Genomic DNA, 21,948 nt, shown 5'->3' on the forward strand with positions numbered 1-21,948 from the left:
ACTGACAGCAGTCTCAGGCAATAAAAAAACGGCTCCGCAGATTGCAGGAGCCGTTTTTGTTTGGGCGAAAAGTTCTCGATCAGCTACCCGGTTTGATCGGGCGATTGCTGCGCAGCCTGCTACGGATATCTTCAACTTTGCCGGCCACCGTACCATCCTGGCAAAGATAGTTTTTTGCCAATTCAGCATGTTGCCGGTTTCCGGACACTTCGCTGATCCGCTTCCAGTCGCTTATGCGTGAACGCGACCAGCTGCCGTCCTTCTGGCCAAATGCATACAGCTTGTTTTCAGCAGTCTGGCAGCGAATTCCCTCATAGCTGATATTTTCTGCACCGCCCTGGCTCTTGCTGACCAAGGTGTAACGGACCACGCCGTCGCTACCGGCTGATATCGAATTGATATCGACGAAGAATTTCATCGAGCTAGTCGGACCGACGTCAAGCGGCACAAGATTGGCCGCCTGCGGGGTTGGCGGAATTTGCGTCTTGAGTTCCTGCCATGATTTTCCATCGTCCGAATCATCGTCGGGCAAGCCGGAATTCGATTGCGGGACAGCGCTTGGGTAGAACGGATCGGTAGCAGCATGCACTTGTGCAGCGATGCCTGACAACAGCAGGCTAGCGGTCAGTACCAGTAGTTGCGGTATCTTCTTTGCAGCGGGAATGCGGAAAGCAAAATCAAAAGCCATAGAGGTGCTCACTTCTTTTCGGGTTCGGCGCAGGCCGGGGGGGATTCAGTCGATGTCGATGCGCGCGGTCCATGGCCGGTGCGTAAATGACGGGCGTGATGCTGCACATTCTGCAAAGGACGTGTCAGGAAACGTGATAATTCTTGCAAGGCCCGCTGGTATACATCCCGTTTGAATTCGATCACGACGTCCAGTGGAACCCAGTAGTCGTGCCAGCGCCAGGCGTCGAATTCGGGGTGCTCGGTCAGGCGCAGGTTGACATCGCAGTCGCGTCCGACCATGCGCAGCAGAAACCAGATCTGTTTCTGGCCGCGATAATGCCCACGCACATCACGCTTGATAAAATGATCAGGCACCTCGTAACGCAACCAGTCGCGCGTGCGGCCGATGATCTTGACGTGTTCCGCCTTCAGCCCGATTTCTTCCTCGAGTTCGCGAAACATTGCCTGCTCCGGGGTTTCACCGTATTTGATACCGCCTTGTGGAAATTGCCACGAATGTTCGCGCACGCGCTTGCCCCACCAGACTTCATTCTGGGTATTGAGCAAGATAATGCCGACGTTCGGGCGAAAGCCTTCACGGTCAAGCATGTTGTTACCTCAAAACTTTCTGCGGCCGGGCGGATCTACTGCTTATTCTGCTAGATTCCTTGCTTGCCGTCATCATTGCGGAACAGAGCCATAAAGCCTCCATGGCTATGCAAAGAGCTCTGTCCTCACCCGACTAGGCGCGCAATTTGTCCTGACCTGTAACAACAATGGCCAGAACATTAATCAATTGTGCAAAGAGTAGGCGCATCAGCCAGCTAATCCTTTAAAATTGAGTTGATTATAACCCTCTCTTTTTAAAAAGAATTCATCGTTATGCGCGCCTCCCGTTTTTTTATCTCCACGCTCAAAGAAGCTCCATCCGACGCTGAAATCGTTAGCCACAAACTGATGATGCGCGCCGGCATGATCAAACGCATCAGTTCCGGCATTTATACCTACATGCCGATGGGCTTGCGCGTAATCCGCAAGGTCGAAAACATCGTGCGCGAGGAGATGAACCGTTCCGGAGCGGTGGAATTGCTGATGCCGGTGGTACAGCCGGCCGAGTTGTGGCAAGAAACCGGGCGCTGGCAAAAATATGGCGCTGAACTGATGCGCGTCAAGGATCGCCACGGTCGCGACTTCATCATTCAGCCGACTTCGGAAGAAGTGATTACTGACATCGCCCGCACTGAATTGCGCTCGTATCGCAAGCTGCCGGTGAATTTTTACCATATCCAGACCAAATTCCGCGATGAGCGCCGGCCGCGTTTCGGCTTGATGCGCGGGCGTGAATTCACGATGAAAGACGCCTATTCCTTCGATCGCGACCTGGACGGCCTGAAACAGTCTTACAAGATCATGTATGACGCTTACACGCGCATTTTCAACCGTTTCGGCTTGCAGTTCCGTGCGGTAGCTGCCGACAACGGCGCCATCGGCGGCACCGGTTCGCACGAATTCCACGTTATCGCCGCCACCGGCGAAGACGCCATCGTGTACTGTCCTGACTCGGATTACGCCGCCAATATGGAAGCGGCCGAATCCTTGCCTTTGAACCCGTCCCGGGCTGCGCCGACGCAAGCGCTGACCAAGACGGCGACACCTGGCAAGGCCAAATGTGAAGCGGTAGCGGAATTGCTGGCAATCCCTTTGACAGACACTATCAAGTCGATCGTGTTGACTGTTGAAAAAGAAGCAACCGATAAGGAAGCCGCAAGCAAGACAGTCTGGCTGCTGATGCTGCGTGGCGACCATGAGCTGAACGAAATCAAGGTCAACAAGATCCCTGGCCTGGCTGGTTATCGTTTTGCCACGGAACAGGAAATCGTCGAATATTTCGGCACGCCGCCAGGTTATCTGGGACCGGTCAATACCAAAAAGCCGGTTACCGTGGTGGCAGACGTTACCGTTGCCAACATGCATGACTTTGTCAGTGGCGCCAACGAAGTGGATTTCCATTTCACCGGCGTCAACTGGGGCCGCGACTTGCCCGAGCCGATGGTGTTCGATATCCGCAATGTGGTCGAGGGCGATCCATCGCCGGACGGTAAAGGCGCGTTGGCCATCCTGCGCGGGATCGAAGTCGGCCATGTATTCCAGCTGGGAACCGCCTATTCGGAATCGATGAAGGCGACTTTCCTGGATGAGAACGGCAAGCCGCAGCTGTTGCAGATGGGTTGTTATGGGATCGGCATTACACGTATCCTGGGTGCTGCCATTGAACAGAATTTCGACGACAAGGGCATCATCTGGCCGACAGCTATCGCGCCGTTCGAGGTGGTTTTGTGCCCAATGGGCTATGACCGCAGCGAAGCCGTAAAAGAAGAAACCGACAAGTTGTATGAAACACTGTCGGCGGCTGGCGTCGACGTGATCCTGGACGACCGCGGCGAACGCCCGGGCGCGATGTTTGCCGACTGGGAGCTGATTGGCGTGCCGCATCGCGTGGTGATCGGCGATCGTGGTCTCAAGGACGGTCAGCTGGAATACCAGGGACGACGCGATACCGAGGCCACTACTGTGCCACTGGCAGAGGTGGCTGACTTCATCAAGGCGCGTCTAGTTTCCTAAAAACAACAAAATAACGGCGCATCGGGTTTTTGCGCCGTTTTCTTCGCGTTTTCTTTACGCTTTCCTTGCGCATCTTTGTATACTCATCCCAAAATAAAAGTGCATTTTGGGGAGTGTCGATTGCGTTGGTCTCGTTGGTTTGGGTTGTTGCCGGTATTGCTGCCTTTATTATTTGGCAGCATGGCGCATGCCGGCAATCAAAAAGAAGAAGAGCTGGCGGATTCAGTACGCCTGGCTTTGTCGCGCGCCATCAATGACGCCCGTCCACCTAAACCAAAATTTTCCGACATCGACCAGCGTATCCAGTATCTGTACTGGCTGGGCGAAATGTCGGAGCGCCTGAAGAGGAAACTGCCGGATGCGCAAATGCGCATCGAATTCCTGGAAACCGCCTGGTATGAAGCCAAGCGCGCCGGCCTCGATCCGGGCATGGTGCTGGGCCTGATCCAGGTCGAATCAGCCTTCCGGAAGTACGCGCTATCAAGCGTCAGCGCCCATGGCTACATGCAGGTCATGCCGTTCTGGACCCGCGTCATCGGCGATGCCGACCGCAGCAAATTATTCAACATGCAGACCAATCTGCGTTACGGCTGTTCGATTCTGCGGATGTACATCGATATGGAAAAGGGCAACCTGTATCTCGCGCTCGGCCGCTACAACGGCAGCCGCGGACGTCCTGAATATCCCAATGCGGTATTGGCTGCATGGAAGCGCTGGGAATATAAGGACGATCTGCCAATCCATACAGTTTCCGCTCACCGGTAATTCTCCCCAGGGCCGACGCCTGTCCCGGGCGTCGTCGGCTCCCTCTATAAGAAGCAATCCGTTAATTGGCCCGGCGGTGCTCGGGCCAAGCATTCATCGTTTCCGTTCCGGTTTCGGCCGCAGATCTGCGTTCTTTCGTCATCAGCATGTTCGTCATCAACACGTAATAACTTTTGGTTACAGTTGTTACACATTATTACAAATAGATGCTTATTTCTGATTGTTAACACGGAGCGATGAATGAAATTACGTATTTTGATTGCCGCCGCCATCGGGTCGGTGGCGTTGGCGGGTTGTAGCGGTTCTGGCAGCAGCTCGCTGGTTGAGACACCGGTCGAGAAACCTGAAGTCAAGGCTCCCGGCAAGAACGTCATCTTCTTCCTCGGCGACGGCATGGGCATCACTACGATGACCGCTGCCCGCATTTACAAGGTGGGCGAAGAGGGCGATCTGACCATCGATACTTTGCCGGAAAGCGGTTTCGTCACCACCTATTCCAACGATGCCCAGGTAACTGACAGCGCGCCATCGATGGCGGCCTACATGACCGGTGTCAAGGCGAATAACGAAGTGATCGCCATGTCGGCCAACACCAGCGCCCGCGACGCCAGCGGTAAAGGTTATGTCAACGGCGCCGACAGCACCTGCCCGAGCGGCAATGGCACGCCGGCCGACACTTTGCTGGAAATCATGAAGGCCAAGGGTTACAGCACCGGCGTTGTGACTACCACGCGGATTACGCATGCCACTCCGGCCGCGACTTATTCGCATATCTGCCACCGTGACGGCGAAAACAATATCGCCGCGCAGCTGACACCCAAGGGCGCCGGTTTCAACAGCAAGCTGAGCGATGGCGTCGATGTCATTTTCGGCGGCGGCCGTCGTCATTTCCTGCCGAAGACCGATGCCGACAGCAAGCGCAGCGATAGCCGTGACCTGCTGGCGGAATTCAAGGCTGCCGGTTATACCTACGCCAGCAATTTTGCAGAGTTCGACAAAATCGGAGCCGCGACACCGAAAGTGGTTGGCCTGTTCAACAAAGATCACATGACTTACGACCTGGATCGCGATGCAGCCAAGGAACCGAGCCTGGCGCAGATGACCGGCAAGTCGATCGACCTGTTGAGTAGCAAGAAGACCGGTTTCTTCCTGATGGTCGAAGGCGGTCGTATCGATCATGCATTGCACGCCACCAATGCGCGCCGCGCATTGCAGGAGACCGTTGCTTTTGACGACGCGATCAAGCTTGCACTCGACAAGATGGAGCAAGTCGATCCGGGTTTGAAGAATACGCTGGTAGTGGTTACCGCCGACCATGATCATTCGATCCTGCTGAACGGCTACGCCAAGCGTACCGGCAAAACCACCAGCAGCGAGCCTGGCGTTCTCGGCCTGGTAAAGAACGTCCTCACCGGCCAGCCGGAGCGCGACATCAACAACAATCCGTACACCGTGATCGGCTTCGGCAATGGTCCTAACCATCTGGCGACGCGCGGTGCGCTGTCCGACATGCAAGTGGCTGACAAAGACTATATGCAAGAGTCGGTGGTTCCGACTGAAGCCGGTGGTGAGACGCATGGCGGCACCAATGTCTTTATCGGTGCGCAGGGTATGGGTGCGCAAAATATTCGCGGCGTCCTGGACAACACCGAAGTGTTCGGCCTGGTTAAAAAAGCCGTCGGCCTTTGAGCCTGCAGGCCAACCGAATTTGTCGAACATATACAAAGCAAAGGTCAGAAATGAAAATAATTAAACCAGCAAACAAGCAGTTCCAGCGTCGAGTCCTTCAATGCGCCACGCTGTGCGCGTTATCGCCGCTGTCTTTACTCGTCACCGCGAACGTCATGGCAGCCGACACTGCAACCGCGAAAAACGTCATCTTCTTCCTGGGCGATGGCATGGGCCCGGTAACGGTCACCGCGGCACGCATCTACGGTCATGGCGAAGCCGGCCGCCTGACGATGGAAACATTAACGCGTACAGCGCGCGTCAAGACTTTTTCGCTGGATGCTCAGACCACCGACAGCGCGCCGTCGATGGCGGCGTACATGACCGGCGTAAAAATGAAGAACGATGTAATTTCAATGTCTTCCGATACCAATCCGTACGATGCTACCGGCAAGCCGTATCAAACCAAGGCGGACTCTACCTGCGTCGCCGGTAACGGCCAGGCGGTGCAGACTTTGCTGGAATTGTCGAAGGGGGCAGGCAAGGCGGTCGGTGCGGTCAGCACCACACGTATCAGCCACGCTACGCCGGCGGCAACCTACGCCCACGTCTGCAACCGTGATGCGTACAACACCATCACGGAACAGGCGACTCCGGGCGCGCCGCGTTATAACACGGCGCTGAAGGATGGCATCGACGTCTTGCTAGGTGGCGGATTGCGGCATTTCCTGCCGAAGAGTAACCCGGCCAGCCAGCGTAATGACGAGCTCGATGCGCTGAGCATGTTCAAGGCGGCTGGTTATACCTATGTCGCTTCGGGCACTGAACTGAAGAGCGTCAATCCGGCCAATGTCAGCAAATTGCTGGGTTTGTTTACCACCAGCGACATGGATTACGAACTGGATCGGGTCAAGAAAAACCTGAACCAGCCGAGCTTGGCGGAGATGACGGAAAAAGCTATCGGCGTGCTCAAGAAGAGTCCGAAAGGTTATTTCCTGATGGTCGAAGGCGGTCGCATCGACCATGCTTTGCACGGCACCAACGCCAAGCGCGCGCTGGAAGATACGCTGGCTTTCGACGCCGCCATCAAGAAGGCGCTGGAACTGGTCGACTTGAAAGATACCTTGATCGTGGTTACCGCCGACCATGACCATGCGATCGGCTTCAATGGCTATCCGAAACGCGGCAATCCGATTCTGGGCAAGGTCGCCAACTATTACGACGGCAAGCTGGCGTTGGCCGCCGATGGCAAGCCCTACACCACGCTGGTGTTCGGCAACGGCAGTGCGCCGCGCCGTCCGGACGACGGCGATCTGACCAATGTCGATACCGAGGCTGACGATTATCTGCAGCAGGTTGGCGTACGCTTTGCCGGCTCTCCCGGTTCGGAGACGCACGGTGGTGGTGACGTGATGTTGTTTTCGGCAGGTGCTGGCAGCGACAGCTTCAAAGGCACATTTGAAAACATCAAGGTGTTTGGCAAAGTTAAAAATGCGCTTGGCCTGTAATAATTTTCTTCAATAGTATTGCCGCCGCCATCGCAGCGATGGCGGCAATTTTTTCGGTGGAAAAATGTTTTTTTTAAAAAGTCGGATGAATGGCATGAAGATGTTGATGACAGTGGTGCTGTTGTCGCCGATGTCGCTTACGCAGGCTGCGGTCAATCCTCCTGACCAGAACCTGCTGATCCAACATTATTCGATGGTGTCGGGACGCGATGGCGTCAAGCGCGAAACGACATTCACCGAGCGCGTGTACCGGCGCAACGACCAGGTCTGGACCGAGCGCGAGATTGGCAACGGCGGTGCTGGCGCCAACCGCAGCGGGGCCGCCGATGAGCATGACCACAGCGGACACAATCATCCCGATGCCGGTAGTTCGCCGATGTGGGTGCGGCGGCAGGCTGATGGTTCACTGGATGCGCGTTTGATCGAGCGTCACCAGCGTCGCACCGTCAAGGTGGATTCTCAGTATTACGGCAATATCGGTTTCAACGGTGACTGGGGCAGCACGTTCTATCTGAGCGATCCGCAAAGTTTGAAAAACATGCGTGCGGTTGGTCCGGTCAAAGACGGTGTCCAGCTTTATGAGAGCAAGCGTGGTGAGTTGACGGTACGGGTCGGCTGGGATGTCAAAGGCCAGTATCCGCGCAGGGTGGAGTCGTTCGATGCGCATGGGTCGGCACGCCGCCAGACTTCGGTCAGCCTGATTGCGGCGCCGCCGGTCCTGCCGTGGAAGACGCTGGCAGGCTATGCAGAAATCGACTATTCGGACTTGCTCGATTGATCTCATGTAGGGTGGGCACGCCTTTGTGCCCACGAGCGGACTACCAGCCTATTTCATTGCCACTCCGGCCTGTACTCCGGTTATCGCGGTCACGCGTGGGCACAAATGCGTGCCCACCCTACGAATCTCGATTGATGCCGGAATCCGCAGATACAAAAACGCCCGCGTGATGCGGGCGTTTTTGTTTGGCACTCAGGGCGACGCGTTGAACAATGTCCAGCAGCCAGGCCCTAAGCTTTATTTCAAGTGATCGGAAATGAGTTTAGTCATTTCAAACATCGACACTTCTTTTTTGCCGCCAAAGACAGCTTTCAATTTTTCATCTGCAAGGATGTTGCGCTTGTTGGCTGGATTTTGCAGATTGTGTTTCTTGATGTATTCCCAAACCTTCTTGGTAACTTCTGTGCGTGGCAGCGGAGTCGCGCCGACAACCGCAGCCAGGATGGCCGATGGTGTCAGTGGTTTCATAAATGCTGCATTCGGCTTGCGCGCTACAGTACCGGTTGCAGTTACTTTTTTAGGAGCTGCCTTTGGCGCCGATTTAGTCGGTGCTTTTGCTGGTGCTGCAGCTTTCTTTGCCGCTGGTTTTTTTGCTGCTGTGGCCATCTTTGAGCCTCCTTCAGGGATAGTGAAAAAATGCGTCAAGCACGCATCGCTAATAGTGTTGCGCTTTTCCTGGCGATGCAAGCGTTTTTTACGGGTTTGTGCGGGATTTGATACGGAAGCAGAACCACCGGCCACGCTGGGAGAAACACCCGTTGGCGGGCTTATGCGGCCGGTTTTTGCTAATTTTCAGTATTCTTTGCAGCATTCAGGGGCGGTAACAAATGCCCGCAGCCACCGGTTAGCAACTGCGCGGAGTCGGCCCAATTTTGCGAAAAGCCTTGCAAGTCAATGACTTGCAAGGCTTTTGAAGGCAAAGTAACGGTACTGCTACGGTGCTGAGACGGTACCGATAGAGGGTCTAGCGCATGCCAGGCATCATGCCTTTCATGCCGCGCATCATTTTCATCATGCCGCCGCCTTTGAGTTTTTTCATCATCGACTGCATCTGGTCGAATTGCGACAGCATGCGATTGACTTCCTGGACCTGCACACCGGCGCCGGTGGCGATGCGGCGTTTGCGGGAAGCCTTGATCAGTTCGGGCTTGGCCCGTTCCTGGGCGGTCATCGAGTTGATGATGCCTTCCATCCGGCGTACCTGTTTTTCTGCCTGGTCCATATTGGCGCCGCCCGCCGCCTGCTGGAATTGCGCCGGCAATTTGTCCATCAGATTGGACAAGCCGCCCATTTTCTTCATTTGGCCGAGCTGCGCCTTGAAATCGTTCAGGTCGAATTTGCCGCCGCCCTTGATTTTATGCGCCAGGTCCTTGGCTGCCGCAACATCGACGCCTTTCTGGGCTTCTTCGACCAGCGCCAGGATATCGCCCATGCCGAGGATGCGGTTGGCCATGCGGGTTGGATCGAAAGCTTCCAGTCCATCCAGTTTTTCGGCAGTGCCGGCAAACTTGATCGGTTTGCCGGTGATGTGTCTTACCGACAGCGCGGCGCCGCCGCGGGCGTCGCCGTCCAGTTTGGTCAGCACGATACCGGTCAGCGGCAGCGCATCGCTGAACGCCTTGGCGGTGTTGATCGCATCCTGGCCGAGCATGGCGTCGACCACGAACAGCGTTTCGATCGGGTTGACGGCAGCATGGATAGCGGTGATTTCCTTCATCATCGCTTCATCGATACCCAACCGGCCGGCAGTGTCGATGATCAGCACGTCGTGATAATGGCGCTTGGCGTAGTCCAGCGCAGCCAGTGCGATATCGACTGGCTTGTCGGTCGTGGCAGTCGGGAAGAAATCGGCGCCGACCTGTGCTGTCACGGTCTGCAGCTGGCCGATCGCGGCCGGGCGATAAACGTCTGCGGAGACAGTCAGTACTTTTTTCTTCTTTTGTTCGCGCAGATATTTGGCGAGTTTACCGACGGTGGTGGTTTTACCCGCACCTTGCAGACCCGCCATCAGGATGATCGCCGGCGGCTGGGTGGCGAAACTCAGTTGCGACGCTTCGGGACCGAGATCGGCGCCCATCAGCGAGGCCAGCTCGCGCTGCACCACGCCGACCAGGGCCTGGCCTGGCGTCAGCGATGCAATCACTTCCTCGCCTAATGCTTTTTGCTTGACGTTGGCGATGAACTCGCGCACGGCGGGCAGGGCGACGTCGGCTTCCAGCAAAGCCAGACGTACCTCGCGCAGCATCTCAGCAGTGTTGGTTTCGGTAAGGCGCGCTTCGCCGCGCATGGTTTTTACTACTTTGGCGAGGCGTTGGGTAAGATTGTCGAGCATGGGTAACAGCGTTTCCAGAAGAGGTGCAATTGGTCAAAGTGAACCAGTTTTTGCGTAATCTCGCGTAATTAACGGGCTACTTTAATGGGCCAATTTAGTGGGCTAATTAATATTAATAGGTAAATGCACATTAATGCACATTAACGCGGACACGGTAAAGCATGTAAATAGCCATTTTACCCGATGCCGGCTAAGGCGGCCCCTGGAATAAGGGCCGGCGTCTCAGGATTGATGAATGTGATATTGAAATTGCAAGAAATTGCGGTCGGTCATGGCCAGCTGGATAGTTGCTTTGTTTGAGCGCGCCGCGCAGACGCCACATGTTGTAAACTTACACGATGCAAACATATCTTTTCGTTCTGGTGGCGCTGCTATATATAGGCTGCACCTTTTTGCCGTCGAGCCGACGCCAGACTATTTCCATTGTCGTTGCGGCAGCATGGCTGCTGCATGGCGCCGTGCTGTGGGCCGACGTCGTCGGACCGCAAGAGTTGCGGGTCGGATTTTCGATGATGCTGTCGGCGACCTTATGGGTTTCGGTAGCCGCCTATTGGCTGGAAAATCGCAACTATACGTTGGACGGCCTGCGGGTCCTGGTGTTGCCGATGGCGGCACTGGCAGCGATCCTGCCGGCGGTCTTCCCAGGAAATATGGTGCCGCTGGGCGGTAGGTCGCCGGTGTTCTTGTGGCATATCGTCATTTCCATCCTGGCCTATAGCACCCTGACCATCGCCGCCTTCCATGCGGTATTGATGGTGCTGCAGGAATCGCGTTTGCACACCCGCCCGGGCGGAGCAAAAACCGGCTGGTTCGGCACCGCGCTGGATCGTCTGCCGGCCCTGCTGACCATGGAAAAATTGTTGTTTCGCCTGATCGCTTTCGGCTTCTTCCTGTTGACGTTGACGGTGCTGTCGGGCGTGGTGTTTTCCGAAGAGTTGTTTAACCAGGCCTTCAAATGGGATCACAAGACCATTTTCACCATGCTGTCATGGGCCTTGTTCGGCTTGCTGCTGGCGGGCCGCAAATGGCAGGGTTGGCGCGGCCGTACCGCACTCAGTTTTACCCTGACCGGATTTGCCATTTTGTTACTGGCGTATGTAGGGAGCCGTTTCGTGCTTGAAGTTGTGTTGCATCGGGTATTGGTATGAAACTGATTATTTTATTTGTCATCGTGCTGGCCGTAATTGTGTGGCTACAGCGTCTTAAGAAAAATCTTGGGCGACATCGTTCCGATCATGCCGCTTCTGGCGGATCGGCTTTTCCCAACGGTGCCGATTCCACTGCGGCCACCTCCGCGCAGGTCGAAGCCATGGTGGCCTGCGCCCACTGCGGCATGCATTTCCCGGCATCGGAAGCGCTTGTCGATGCTTCCGGCACGGTTTTCTGCAGTGCGGAGCACCGCCGCCTGCATTCGTCCTAGATTCTGTCCCACTTTGAACTGTTACGACTATTGTGGCCCTGAGCCGAGGCCGGCGCTTGAGGGCATTGTGCCGGCGAATTCAAGATGCATCGTGAGACAGGACATATACGCATGAGGAGCCCCAGCCCTAGTCACACCGCCACCGCCACTCCGCCGGACGATAAGCCGGACACGTTCTGGCGCACGCTGCAAACCTTCAACGTGACGCGAATCGTGGTTGCGATGGTCATGCTGGCCTATATCAGCACCCAGAGCAAAAGCGAAACCTGGTTTTCGCAGCTGTTTACGAATCCGCAAACTTGCAGCGTCTACCTGCTGTGCGCCGGCATCTTCACTGCGGTCACAGCCTATCACCATCGTCATTACATGGCGCAGATTGTGTTGCCGATCACGGTGGACATGATCGCGGTATCGATCTTGTATATAGGCGCGGGAGGCGCCAAGGGCGGCCTGGCAATCCTGTATCTGTTTCCTCTGGCCGGCGCCGCGATCCTGGCGCCGCTGCTGTTGGCGTTGTTGTTTGTTTCAATTGCGACCATCGTATTGCTCGGAGAAAGCGGTTACCAGATTCTGCAGTCGACGCCGGATGCCTCCACCCTGCAAGCCGGCTTGTATGGCGGCGCCTTCTTTTTTGCAGTGCTGGTGATTAACCGCCTTGCCAACAAACTGATCAAGCAAGAAGAGCTGGCGACCCAGCGCGGCAGGGATTTACGGGTGCAAATGGACATTAACCGTATTGCGATCAAAGACATGGGCGACGGTTTGCTGGTGGTCGACCCGGTTGGCACTTTGATCATGGCCAATCCGGCGGCCGAGCGCATGCTGGGTTTGTCTCTGTCTGATGAAGACCAGCAGCACAAGTTGAGCGATTATGCGGTGCTGGCGCCAATCACCGATGCCTTGTTTGCATGGGAATCACACGTAAGCGACTTGCCGCGCACGGTTTCCCCGACCGTGGGGGAGGCGGTTTTCGTCACTATCAAGCATACCGACGATCTTGGCCAGGGCCAGGAGGCGGCTATCGGCTGGAGCGGGCGGCGCGAGCTGGCGGCGCATTTGAAAGTGCGCTTTGCCGCGGTCAGGATGCGCGAACTGAGTGAGTACCGCGCAGTCATCTTTTTGCAGGATGTCAGCGAAATTGAAAACCAGGCCCAGCAACTGAAACTGGCTGCCATGGGTCGCCTGACTGCCAGCATCGCGCATGAGGTGCGTAATCCGCTGGCATCGATTTCGTATGCCGCGACCTTGCTGGCGGAAGATGCCACCGAGTCGGCCGAGATGCGCCTGCTGACGATTATCGACGACAATGTCGCGCGCCTGAATCGCATGATTGAAGATATCCTGAAACTGTCGCGCAAGGCGCAGCGGCAGCTTGAACCGATTCTGCTGGCGCCCATGCTGCACGATATCGTCAGGGATTTCAGGCAAACCCATGCAGTGGCGCCGGCTGCGATTGACTTGCAGATCGACGCTGCAGATATGCACAGTGTCTGGTTCGATCCGTTGCATTTGCGTGAAGTAGTGACAAATCTGTTGTCGAATGCGGTGCGTTACGCCAGTGCCCGGCCGGGCGCAATGCGCTTGCACGTCATGTCCAGCGTAGCGGAGCGCCTGGAGTTGCATGTGCAGGACGATGGCGAACCGATTTCTCCGGCGGTCCGGGCGCACCTGTTCGAGCCGTTCTATACCACTTCCAGCAAAGGCACCGGATTAGGCTTGTTTTTAGCGCGCGAGTTGTGTTTGAATAACGGCGCACTGCTCGATTATGAATACCGGCATGATGTTCAAGGACAGAATTCCAGCCACGTGAGTGGTCGTTTTGTTATTGCGTTTGCTGCCCATGACCCGGTGTCTCTTGCCGATTAGATTTGACTGAAAAAGACGAATGCCATGACTTCACCCCGTATTCTGGTTGTTGATGACGAAGCGCACCTGCGCGAACTGCTGGAAATAGCATTGGTAAAAATGGGGCTGGATGTTGATAGTGCTGAAAGCTTGTCTGCGGCGCGCAGTCATTTGGCGCAAAACGACTATGCCTTGATCTTGACCGATATGCGTCTGCCGGACGGACTGGGGATCGAATTGGTGCGCGAAGTCACCACTGGCGAAAAGGTCATACCGATTGCCGTGATTACCGCCTATGGCAGTGCCGACAATGCCGTCATGGCGTTGAAGGCAGGCGCTTTCGATTATTTGTCGAAACCGGTGGCGCTCGATCAGTTGCGCTTGATGGTGCAATCGGCATTGCGTGTCGGTAAACCGGTCGAAAACCAGCGCCCGGCAGCGGATGCCAAACTCCGCCCAGGCGCTGCGTTACGCCTGATCGGCCAATCTGCCGCCATGCAAGAGTTGCGTACGCAGATCGTGCGTCTGGCGCGCAGCATGGCGCCGGTGGCGATTACCGGCGAATCCGGCAGCGGCAAGGAACTGGCGGCACGGGATATCCATGCACTCAGTCCGCGCGCCGACAAACCCTTTGTCGCCGTCAATTGCGGCGCAATCCCGGAAGCTTTGATGGAAGCCGAGTTCTTCGGCTACCGTAAAGGCGCCTTTACCGGCGCTGCCGACGACCGCGACGGATTTTTTCAAGCCGCGAATGGCGGTACCTTGCTATTGGATGAGGTCGCCGACTTGCCGTTGGCGATGCAAGTCAAGCTGTTGCGGGCGATCCAGGAACGCCGGGTGCGCAAGGTTGGCGCCACGGTGGAAGAGGCGGTGGACGTCCGCCTAGTCAGCGCTACGCATCAGAATTTGGGCGAGTGTGTCGAATCAGGTAGATTTCGCCAGGATTTGTACTATCGTTTGAATGTCATTGAATTAAAACTGCCACCGTTACGAGAGCGGCTGGATGACATCGGCCTGCTGGTCGCGGCGATCTTAGGACGCTTGTCGACGTTTACCCCGCAGGCGGAGCAGGTGACGCTGGCGCCGGCGGCTTTGTCGGCGCTGCGTGCTTATGCGTTTCCGGGAAATGTGCGCGAGCTGGAAAATATCCTGGAGCGCGCGTTGGCGTTTGCCAACGACGGCGTGATCGAGGTGGCGGATCTGGGTTTGAAGCCCGGCAGCCAAGGGCGGTTCGCAGAAGTAGCAGAGGTACTGGAACCTGGCGATCATTACTACGAAACCGGGATGGCTGGTACCGCCATGGCGACGAGTCTGGAGCCGCTTGTGACTGGCGCGGCTAGCGTGGCAGCCATTGCAACGCAATTCAACGGCGCCGAACTGCCGCCATCGCTGCCGGATTATCTTGACGACATCGAACGCGACGTGATTCGGCAAGCACTGACGCGTACGCATTTCAATCGCACCAAGGCAGCCGATTTGCTGGGCATCAGTTTTCGCCAGTTGCGCTACCGGATGCAACGTTTGTCGATCCATGAGCAGGATTAATGAGCAGGATTAAGATTCAATTCAAGACCAGGACCAGCTAACAATGACGGAGCAGACATCGCTTCCCCCAAGTTTTTCAATCGGTGCAGACGGCTGGTGCCGTCCCGAGGAAGTGGTGCGCCAGTCGTCGCCCAACTGCGATACGCGGCCAGATGGTTGCGTGGCGGATTTGCTGGTGATTCATAACATCAGCCTGCCGCCGGGCCAGTTTGGCGGCCACTATATTGCCGACCTGTTCGGCAATCGCCTGGATTATGACGCCCATCCTTATTTCGAACAGTTGCGCCCGCTCAGGGTTTCATCTCATTTCCTGATACTGCGCGACGGCGGAGTGGTCCAGTTCGTCTCTGCCAATGATCGCGCCTGGCATGCGGGTGTGTCGTGTTTCGAAGGCCGCGAGCGCTGCAACGATTTTTCAATCGGGATCGAGCTGGAGGGGACCGATTTCGAACAGTTTCCAGTATTGCAATATCGAGCGCTGGCTTCATTGACCCATGCCTTGCAGTTGCGTTACCCTCTCGCCGCGGTGACCGGGCATGAACATATCGCGCCCGGGAGAAAGACCGATCCAGGTCCGTTTTTTGACTGGCTCCAATACCAGCAAGCCTTAGCCGGGCATATGCAGCAGACCTCCGGCAAACTGCCTTTGCGCTTTCCTGCCATAGACAAAAAAGTCAATTGAATAGTCTCTTTTCGCATATAAAAAAGATCCTACTTTTGGATTGCATCGGCGCGCCCTAGGTACTACAATTAGTAAAAATCAAATCCAGAAACCTATATGTAGTGTTTTTCGTATCTCGTCCGTGGCTTGTTTTGCATGGTCTGTCCACCGTGTGGTGTTTTGTTTTTGTACTCATATCAGTATAAATGCAGGTGTCGGACAGGCTGCTAAGCGGCCTCTGGGTTTGTTGCAGGTCTAAGCAGTTCTATTCGCAGTTCCTTTATTTAGCAATGCAGTTTTTTCTTTTTATCTGAATTCGGGCATCTGTCATGAACGCCCGCCGACAGGTAGTCGGTGCAGTAATGACTGATGCAGCAATAGCAGTATCTGAACCATCAACGGTTCCAAGGTTCTAATTAATAACAGCAGGCGTAATTGTTTCGCCTGTTTTCACAGTCTCGGGAGGCTCAGTGCAATCTACTCAAGAAATTTCCGTTAAATCATCAGCCGAAGTCGCTGGTGTTCCGCCATCAACCGGTAGCGGCTCTCCCGTCAAGGTTTCCAGCAGTTTCGGCGACTACCGCATCATCCGCCGCAACGGCGCCGTGGTCGGCTTTGAACCGTCGAAGATCTCGATCGCTGTCACCAAGGCATTCCTCGCAGTCAATGGCGGCCAGGGTGCTGCATCGGCACGGGTGCGCGAACTGGTCGAGCAATTGACTTCCAACGTCGTCGCCGCATTGGTGCGCCGGCAGCCGAATGGCGGCACGTTCCATATTGAAGACATCCAGGACCAGGTTGAACTGTCCCTGATGCGCTCCGGCGAGCATGACGTGGCGCGTGCCTACGTGCTGTATCGCGCCAAGCGCATGGAAGAGCGTTCGCAACAGCAAACCGGCGCCACGGCAACCGTAGCCGGCACTGAGTTGTTTGTGACCGAAGACGGCCAGCGCCGCGTGTTGGACATGGACCAGGTGCGCGACCTGATTACCGCTGCCTGTATCGGTCTGGAAAAGCACGTTGACGCGGAAGCCATCCTGGCCGAAACCGTCAAGAACCTGTACGACGGCGTACCGGTTGAAGAACTGCACAAATCGGCGATTCTGGCAGCCCGCGCGCTGATGGAAAAAGACCCTGCCTACAGCACGGTTACTGCGCGTCTGCTGATGCACACAATCCGTAAGGAAGTATTCGGCAAAGAAGTGGCGCAAGCTGATGCACCCGCCGAATATCTCGAATATTTCCCGAAATTCATTAAAAAGGGTATCGAATCCGACCTGCTGGATAGCAAGCTGGCACAGTTCGACCTGAAAGCACTGGGCGAAGCATTGAAGCCAGAGCGCGACCTGCAATTCGGTTACCTCGGCCTGCAAACTTTGTATGACCGTTATTTCCTGCATATCCGCGATATCCGCATCGAAATGCCGCAAGCGTTTTACATGCGGGTAGCGATGGGCCTGGCGCTGAATGAAGTCAACCGCGAAGCACGCGCGATCGAGTTTTACAACCTGTTGTCCAGCTTCGATTTCATGAGCTCGACACCGACCCTGTTCAATTCGGGCACACTGCGCTCGCAACTGTCGTCTTGCTATCTGACCACGGTTGCCGACGATCTCGACGGCATCTACGAAGCCATCAAGGAAAACGCCTTGCTGGCCAAATATGCCGGCGGCCTGGGTAACGACTGGACACCGGTACGTTCGCTGGGCGCCCATATCAAGGGCACCAACGGCAAGTCGCAAGGCGTGGTGCCGTTCCTGAAAGTAGTCAACGACACTGCTGTGGCAGTGAACCAGGGCGGCAAACGCAAGGGCGCGGTATGCGCCTACCTGGAAACCTGGCACATGGATATCGAGGAATTCCTCGACCTGCGCAAGAACACCGGCGACGATCGCCGCCGTACCCATGACATGAACACCGCCAACTGGATTCCAGACCTGTTCATGAAGCGCGTCATGGAAAAGGGCGAGTGGACCCTGTTCTCGCCAAGCGATGCGCCGGACCTGCATGACAAGGTCGGCAAGGCCTTCGAGGAAGCTTATACCGGCTATGAAGCCAAGGCTGCCCGCGGCGAACTGCGCTTGTTCAAGAAGATCCAGGCACTCGACTTGTGGCGCAAGATGCTGTCGATGCTGTTCGAAACCGGCCATCCATGGATTACCTTCAAGGATCCATGCAACATCCGTTCGCCGCAGCAGCACGTTGGCATGGTCCACAGCTCGAACCTGTGCACCGAGATCACGCTGAACACCAACGAATCCGAGATCGCCGTATGTAACCTGGGTTCGGTCAACCTGCCGGCGCACATGAAAGACGGCAAGCTGGATCACGCCAAATTGCAGAAAACTATCAATACTGCAATGCGCATGCTGGATAATGTGATCGATATTAACTATTATGCAGTGAAGAAGGCGCGTGATTCCAATCTGCGGCATCGCCCGGTTGGTCTCGGTATCATGGGTTTCCAGGATTGCCTGCACATGATGCGCGTACCTTATGCCTCGAAAGCAGCGGTTGAATTTGCCGATAATTCGATGGAAGCGGTTTGCTACCACGCTTATTGGGCATCGACTGAACTGGCGGAAGAGCGTGGCCGTTACAGCAGCTATCGCGGTTCCCTGTGGGATCGTGGCATCCTGCCGCAAGATTCCGTGAAACTGCTGGCTGAAGAGCGTGGCGGCTACCTCGAAGTCGACATGTCGGAAGCACTGGACTGGACCGAGTTGCGTGCCCGCATCAAGGAATTCGGCATGCGCAACTCGAATTGCGTAGCGATTGCACCGACCGCCACCATCTCTAACATCATTGGCGTATCGGCTTGTATCGAACCGACTTACCAGAACCTGTATGTGAAATCGAACCTGTCCGGCGAGTTCACCGAAATCAATGAATACCTGGTGCGCGATTTGAAAGCACGTGGTTTGTGGGATGAAGTGATGATCTCCGACCTCAAGTATTTCGACGGCAGCCTGGCCAAGATCGATCGCATTCCGCAAGATCTGCGCGAGATTTACGCCACAGCATTTGAGGTTGAGCCATCCTGGTTGGTGGAAGCGGCGTCGCGTCGTCAGAAATGGATCGATCAGGCGCAATCGCTGAATATCTATATGGCAGGTGCATCGGGTAAAAAGCTCGACGAAACTTACAAGCTGGCATGGTTGCGCGGTCTCAAGACCACTTACTACCTGCGTACCATTGGCGCAACGCATACTGAAAAGTCGACATCTAAAACCGGCGCGCTGAATGCGGTTTCGGTAGATGGCGGCGCCAGCGGCGGTGCGGCAGCGACTTACGGCACTGCGCCTGTTGCGGCTGCGCCACAAGAACTGGATGGACCGGCATGCACCATGCGTCCTGGCGACCCTGGTTTCGAAGAGTGCGAAGCCTGCCAGTAAGCCAGTAAAACAGTTCATATAGCTCTTTGGGGACAGAGTTTAAGAGCCACCGCAGCGTGGCGAATTACTCTGTCCTCAACTGACTAGGTAAAACGGTTAAATTGCAAAGATAAATAGTGGGGCAGGTTGAGCAGCCAGAGCAACACGGCAAATTATCCAGCCCAACCAGACGAAAGATAAAGGAATAAAGCATGCTCTCCTGGGATGAAGAAAAAAGTTCGGCCCCCGCTCCTCGTACCCCGCCTATGCCGGCGCAAGCGGCATTTGCACCTTCAGCACTTCCGCAAATGTCCGATAGCGCATTCCAAGCAGCACCGGCAGTCGACGTGACGCACCGCGTCAATGCCGCCGACAAGCGCATCATCAACGGCCATACCGACGTCAATCAACTGGTCCCATTCAAGTACAAATGGGCCTGGGACAAGTACCTGGCCGGCTGCGCCAACCACTGGATGCCGCAGGAAATCAACATGCAGCGCGACATCGAGCTGTGGAAGAATCCGAACGGCCTGACTGACGATGAACGCCGCCTGGTCAAGCGCAACCTGGGGTTTTTCGTTACCGCCGACTCGCTCGCCGCCAACAATATCGTGCTTGGCACGTATCGCCATATCACTGCGCCGGAATGTCGCCAGTATTTGCTGCGCCAGGCTTTTGAAGAAGCTATCCACACCCACGCCTATCAATACATCGTGGAATCGCTCGGTCTGGACGAGGCGGAAATCTTCAACGCCTATCACGAAGTCAAATCGATCCGCGATAAAGACGAGTTCCTGATCCCCTTCATCAATACGCTGACCGATCCTGAATTCAAGACCGGCACTACGGAAAACGATCAGAAATTGTTGCGCTCGCTGATCGTGTTTGCCTGCATCATGGAAGGCCTTTTCTTCTACGTCGGCTTCACGCAGATCCTTGCGCTGGGCCGTCAAAACAAGATGATGGGTGCGGCGGAACAGTACCAATACATCCTGCGCGATGAGTCGATGCACTGTAACTTCGGCATCGATTTGATCAACACAATCAAGATGGAAAATCCGCATTTGTGGACGCCGGAATTCCGCGATGAGATTAAAGCGTTGTTTTTAAGCGCAGTAGAGTTGGAATATCGCTACGCAGAGGATACAATGCCGCGTGGAGTGCTCGGTTTGAATGCGCCAATGTTCAAAGGTTATTTGCGGTTCATCGCAAATCGCCGCGCGCAGCAAATCGGACTGGACCCAATGTTCCCTCAGGAAGAAAATCCCTTCCCCTGGATGAGCGAGATGATCGATCTGAAAAAAGAACGCAACTTTTTTGAGACTCGTGTAATCGAATATCAAACCGGCGGTGCACTGAACTGGGAATAAAGGCTTCAGATCTCGGACAAGAATAACGAGGTGGATGGAAGAGGTTGCTGGAGACCTGCAGCGCTTAGTACTATAAAAAAGTCTGCAAACTGAAAGGTGATTTCCAAACTTAATGAACAGCCAAAGACAGAAGCGTACTTATCTGTTGTCGCCGCTTACCCCGATTCAATCGGGTTTGGCGGCGTTTTCTTTGGAAAAAACTAAACGTTTTTGTAACAGAATTCCGACGCCGGCCTAGCCGCTGGCGTTTTTTGGCCAAGGTTCGCAGCCTACAGGTGGCGCGAAACTCGAAATTCGAGACTCTTCCCCGGTCCTGGAAACCGGGAAAAGACCTTAGCCGATTATGGCTGAAGTGCTGCATCAATGAGGGGATGGAGCAGTTCAGCTGGTGCCGAATTCATTAGCGCAAGCAGAGTTGATTGCGCCGATGAATAATCCGCCGTTCCCATCGCGATGGGTTCGTCGGGTTTCCAACTTGGAGCTTGATTTTTTCCATCACGTGAAGGAGAAACAAAATGGCAACAGCAGCAAAGAAACCCGCAGCGAAGAAACCCGCTGTGAAGAAAGCAGCACCGGCCAAGAAGCCAGTAGCTAAAGCAGCAGCAAAACCAGCAGCTAAGAAACCAGCTGCCAAGAAAGCTGTCGCGGCTAAAAAGCCAGTAGCTAAAGCAGCAGCAAAACCAGCAGCTAAGAAACCAGTTGCCAAGAAAGCTGTCGCGGCTAAAAAGCCAGTAGCTAAGAAAGCAGCAGCAAAACCAGCAGCGGCCAAGAAGCCAGTTGCCAAGAAAGCTGTCGCGGCCAAAAAGCCAGTAGCTAAGAAGCCAGTTGCTAAGAAAGCTGTAGCAGCTAAAAAGCCGGTAGCTAAGAAAGCAGCAGCTAAACCTGCAGCTAAGCCAGCAGCAAAGAAGCCAGTTGCTAAGAAAGCTGTCGCGGCCAAAAAGCCAGCAGCTAAGAAAGCAGCAGCTAAACCTGCAGCTAAGCCAGCAGCGAAAAAGCCGGTAGCTAAAGCAGCAGCTAAACCTGCAGCGAAAAAGCCGGTAGCCAAAGCAGCAGCTAAACCAGCGGCAAAAAAGCCGGCAGTTAAGAAAGTCGCGGCTAAGCCAGCAGCAAAAAAGCCGGTAGCTAAGGCAGCAGCTAAACCTGCCGCCAAACCTGCAGCAGCTAAGCCAGCTGTTAAAAAGGCCGCAGCGAAACCTGCAGCCAAGAAGCCAGTGGCAAAACCTGCAGCTGAGCCAGCAGTAAAGACAGTGCTCAACCCGGCAGCAGCCTGGCCGTTCCCAACTGGCACACGCCCGTAATTAGCGTTTGTCGGCTTACCTGATTAAGTTCAGGTATCACCCGCTGTACAGCCTGGTGCTGTCCAGCGGGTTTTTATTTGCGGGTACGCGTGG

17 protein-coding genes are annotated in these 21,948 nt (G+C 55.4%); 13 read left to right on the top strand and 4 right to left on the bottom strand.

Annotation, left to right across the window (positions count from 1 at the left end):
- Positions 1 to 79 precede the first annotated feature (79 nt).
- Both BM029_RS08115 and BM029_RS08120 read right to left on the bottom strand, forming a co-directional pair.
- Complete coding sequence (locus BM029_RS08115; RefSeq protein WP_244544958.1) at positions 80 to 700, bottom strand: CNP1-like family protein; 621 nt, start codon at positions 698 to 700, stop codon at positions 80 to 82.
- Positions 697 to 1,278 carry an RNA pyrophosphohydrolase gene (locus tag BM029_RS08120; RefSeq protein WP_092434530.1) on the bottom strand — a complete coding sequence of 194 codons (582 nt, stop codon included), beginning with the start codon at positions 1,276 to 1,278 and terminating at the stop codon, positions 697 to 699. Before BM029_RS08120 ends, BM029_RS08115 begins: the two co-directional genes overlap by 4 nt.
- A 273-nt stretch (positions 1,279 to 1,551) precedes the next feature.
- Between BM029_RS08120 and BM029_RS08125 the strand changes: the two genes are divergently transcribed.
- From BM029_RS08125 to BM029_RS08145, 5 genes are all read left to right on the top strand, one after another.
- Positions 1,552 to 3,291: a proline--tRNA ligase gene (locus BM029_RS08125; RefSeq protein WP_092434533.1), complete on the top strand. Its 1,740-nt coding sequence runs from the start codon at positions 1,552 to 1,554 to the stop codon at positions 3,289 to 3,291.
- A 180-nt stretch (positions 3,292 to 3,471) separates the two neighbouring features.
- Positions 3,472 to 4,056 (top strand): lytic transglycosylase domain-containing protein, encoded by a 585-nt coding sequence (locus BM029_RS08130; RefSeq protein ID WP_244544964.1) that lies wholly within the window; start codon positions 3,472 to 3,474, stop codon positions 4,054 to 4,056.
- 240 nt (positions 4,057 to 4,296) lie between these two features.
- Positions 4,297 to 5,745 carry an alkaline phosphatase gene (locus tag BM029_RS08135; RefSeq protein WP_092434539.1) on the top strand — a complete coding sequence of 483 codons (1,449 nt, stop codon included), beginning with the start codon at positions 4,297 to 4,299 and terminating at the stop codon, positions 5,743 to 5,745.
- Positions 5,746 to 5,795: 50 nt separating this feature from the next.
- Positions 5,796 to 7,232, top strand: a complete 1,437-nt coding sequence (locus BM029_RS08140; RefSeq protein ID WP_371329100.1) for an alkaline phosphatase — start codon at positions 5,796 to 5,798, stop codon at positions 7,230 to 7,232.
- A gap of 94 nt (positions 7,233 to 7,326) precedes the next feature.
- Entirely contained in the window at positions 7,327 to 8,010 is a 684-nt protein-coding gene (locus tag BM029_RS08145) for a hypothetical protein (protein WP_139217208.1), read from the top strand.
- 237 nt (positions 8,011 to 8,247) lie between these two features.
- On the opposite strand, the gene BM029_RS08150 is transcribed toward BM029_RS08145, so the two are convergent.
- Positions 8,248 to 8,616, bottom strand: a complete 369-nt coding sequence (locus BM029_RS08150) for an SWIB/MDM2 domain-containing protein (RefSeq protein WP_092415250.1) — start codon at positions 8,614 to 8,616, stop codon at positions 8,248 to 8,250.
- 358 nt (positions 8,617 to 8,974) lie between these two features.
- A complete protein-coding gene (ffh, locus tag BM029_RS08155) occupies positions 8,975 to 10,342 on the bottom strand; it encodes a signal recognition particle protein (protein WP_092434545.1) in 1,368 nt (455 codons plus the stop codon).
- A gap of 338 nt (positions 10,343 to 10,680) precedes the next feature.
- Here ffh and BM029_RS08160 point away from each other — a divergent pair, with 338 nt between their 5' ends.
- From BM029_RS08160 to BM029_RS08195, 8 genes are all read left to right on the top strand, one after another.
- Complete coding sequence (locus tag BM029_RS08160; RefSeq protein ID WP_092434548.1) at positions 10,681 to 11,490, top strand: cytochrome C assembly family protein; 810 nt, start codon at positions 10,681 to 10,683, stop codon at positions 11,488 to 11,490.
- Positions 11,487 to 11,762 (top strand): PP0621 family protein, encoded by a 276-nt coding sequence (locus BM029_RS08165; RefSeq protein WP_092434551.1) that lies wholly within the window; start codon positions 11,487 to 11,489, stop codon positions 11,760 to 11,762. Before BM029_RS08160 ends, BM029_RS08165 begins: the two co-directional genes overlap by 4 nt.
- A 111-nt stretch (positions 11,763 to 11,873) precedes the next feature.
- Positions 11,874 to 13,628, top strand: coding sequence for a sensor histidine kinase (locus BM029_RS08170; protein WP_092434554.1), 1,755 nt, complete (start codon positions 11,874 to 11,876; stop codon positions 13,626 to 13,628).
- A 24-nt stretch (positions 13,629 to 13,652) separates the two neighbouring features.
- The gene (locus BM029_RS08175) at positions 13,653 to 15,152 is read left to right on the top strand and encodes a sigma-54-dependent transcriptional regulator (RefSeq protein WP_092434557.1); all 1,500 of its coding nucleotides are present in this window, start codon (positions 13,653 to 13,655) and stop codon (positions 15,150 to 15,152) included.
- Positions 15,153 to 15,195: 43 nt separating this feature from the next.
- Entirely contained in the window at positions 15,196 to 15,834 is a 639-nt protein-coding gene (gene ampD, locus BM029_RS08180; RefSeq protein ID WP_092434560.1) for a 1,6-anhydro-N-acetylmuramyl-L-alanine amidase AmpD, read from the top strand.
- Positions 15,835 to 16,283: 449 nt separating this feature from the next.
- Positions 16,284 to 19,208, top strand: a complete 2,925-nt coding sequence (locus BM029_RS08185) for a ribonucleoside-diphosphate reductase subunit alpha (RefSeq protein ID WP_092434562.1) — start codon at positions 16,284 to 16,286, stop codon at positions 19,206 to 19,208.
- A 191-nt stretch (positions 19,209 to 19,399) separates the two neighbouring features.
- Positions 19,400 to 20,557 (top strand): ribonucleotide-diphosphate reductase subunit beta, encoded by a 1,158-nt coding sequence (locus tag BM029_RS08190; protein ID WP_092415266.1) that lies wholly within the window; start codon positions 19,400 to 19,402, stop codon positions 20,555 to 20,557.
- A 515-nt stretch (positions 20,558 to 21,072) separates the two neighbouring features.
- Complete coding sequence (locus BM029_RS08195; RefSeq protein ID WP_092434565.1) at positions 21,073 to 21,855, top strand: histone H1-like repetitive region-containing protein; 783 nt, start codon at positions 21,073 to 21,075, stop codon at positions 21,853 to 21,855.
- The last annotated feature ends 93 nt before the right edge of the window (positions 21,856 to 21,948 follow it).

The sequence above is a fragment of the Collimonas sp. OK607 genome (genome assembly GCF_900111995.1).
Taxonomy (GTDB): Bacteria; Pseudomonadota; Gammaproteobacteria; order Burkholderiales; family Burkholderiaceae_D; genus Collimonas.

Bases quoted from the DNA above. Each gene is read 5' to 3' on its own strand.
- BM029_RS08165 (WP_092434551.1), top strand. From the start codon at position 11,487: ATGAAACTGATTATTTTATTTGTCATCGTGCTGGCCGTAATTGTGTGG.
- BM029_RS08135 (WP_092434539.1), top strand. From the start codon at position 4,297: ATGAAATTACGTATTTTGATTGCCGCCGCCATCGGGTCGGTGGCGTTG.
- BM029_RS08125 (WP_092434533.1), top strand. From the start codon at position 1,552: ATGCGCGCCTCCCGTTTTTTTATCTCCACGCTCAAAGAAGCTCCATCC.
- ampD (WP_092434560.1), top strand. From the start codon at position 15,196: ATGACGGAGCAGACATCGCTTCCCCCAAGTTTTTCAATCGGTGCAGAC.
- BM029_RS08140 (WP_371329100.1), top strand. From the start codon at position 5,796: ATGAAAATAATTAAACCAGCAAACAAGCAGTTCCAGCGTCGAGTCCTT.
- BM029_RS08195 (WP_092434565.1), top strand. From the start codon at position 21,073: ATGGCAACAGCAGCAAAGAAACCCGCAGCGAAGAAACCCGCTGTGAAG.
- BM029_RS08175 (WP_092434557.1), top strand. From the start codon at position 13,653: ATGACTTCACCCCGTATTCTGGTTGTTGATGACGAAGCGCACCTGCGC.
- BM029_RS08145 (WP_139217208.1), top strand. From the start codon at position 7,327: ATGAAGATGTTGATGACAGTGGTGCTGTTGTCGCCGATGTCGCTTACG.
- BM029_RS08120 (WP_092434530.1), bottom strand. From the start codon at position 1,278: ATGCTTGACCGTGAAGGCTTTCGCCCGAACGTCGGCATTATCTTGCTC.
- BM029_RS08130 (WP_244544964.1), top strand. From the start codon at position 3,472: ATGGCGCATGCCGGCAATCAAAAAGAAGAAGAGCTGGCGGATTCAGTA.
- ffh (WP_092434545.1), bottom strand. From the start codon at position 10,342: ATGCTCGACAATCTTACCCAACGCCTCGCCAAAGTAGTAAAAACCATG.
- BM029_RS08190 (WP_092415266.1), top strand. From the start codon at position 19,400: ATGCTCTCCTGGGATGAAGAAAAAAGTTCGGCCCCCGCTCCTCGTACC.
- BM029_RS08160 (WP_092434548.1), top strand. From the start codon at position 10,681: ATGCAAACATATCTTTTCGTTCTGGTGGCGCTGCTATATATAGGCTGC.
- BM029_RS08150 (WP_092415250.1), bottom strand. From the start codon at position 8,616: ATGGCCACAGCAGCAAAAAAACCAGCGGCAAAGAAAGCTGCAGCACCA.
- BM029_RS08170 (WP_092434554.1), top strand. From the start codon at position 11,874: ATGAGGAGCCCCAGCCCTAGTCACACCGCCACCGCCACTCCGCCGGAC.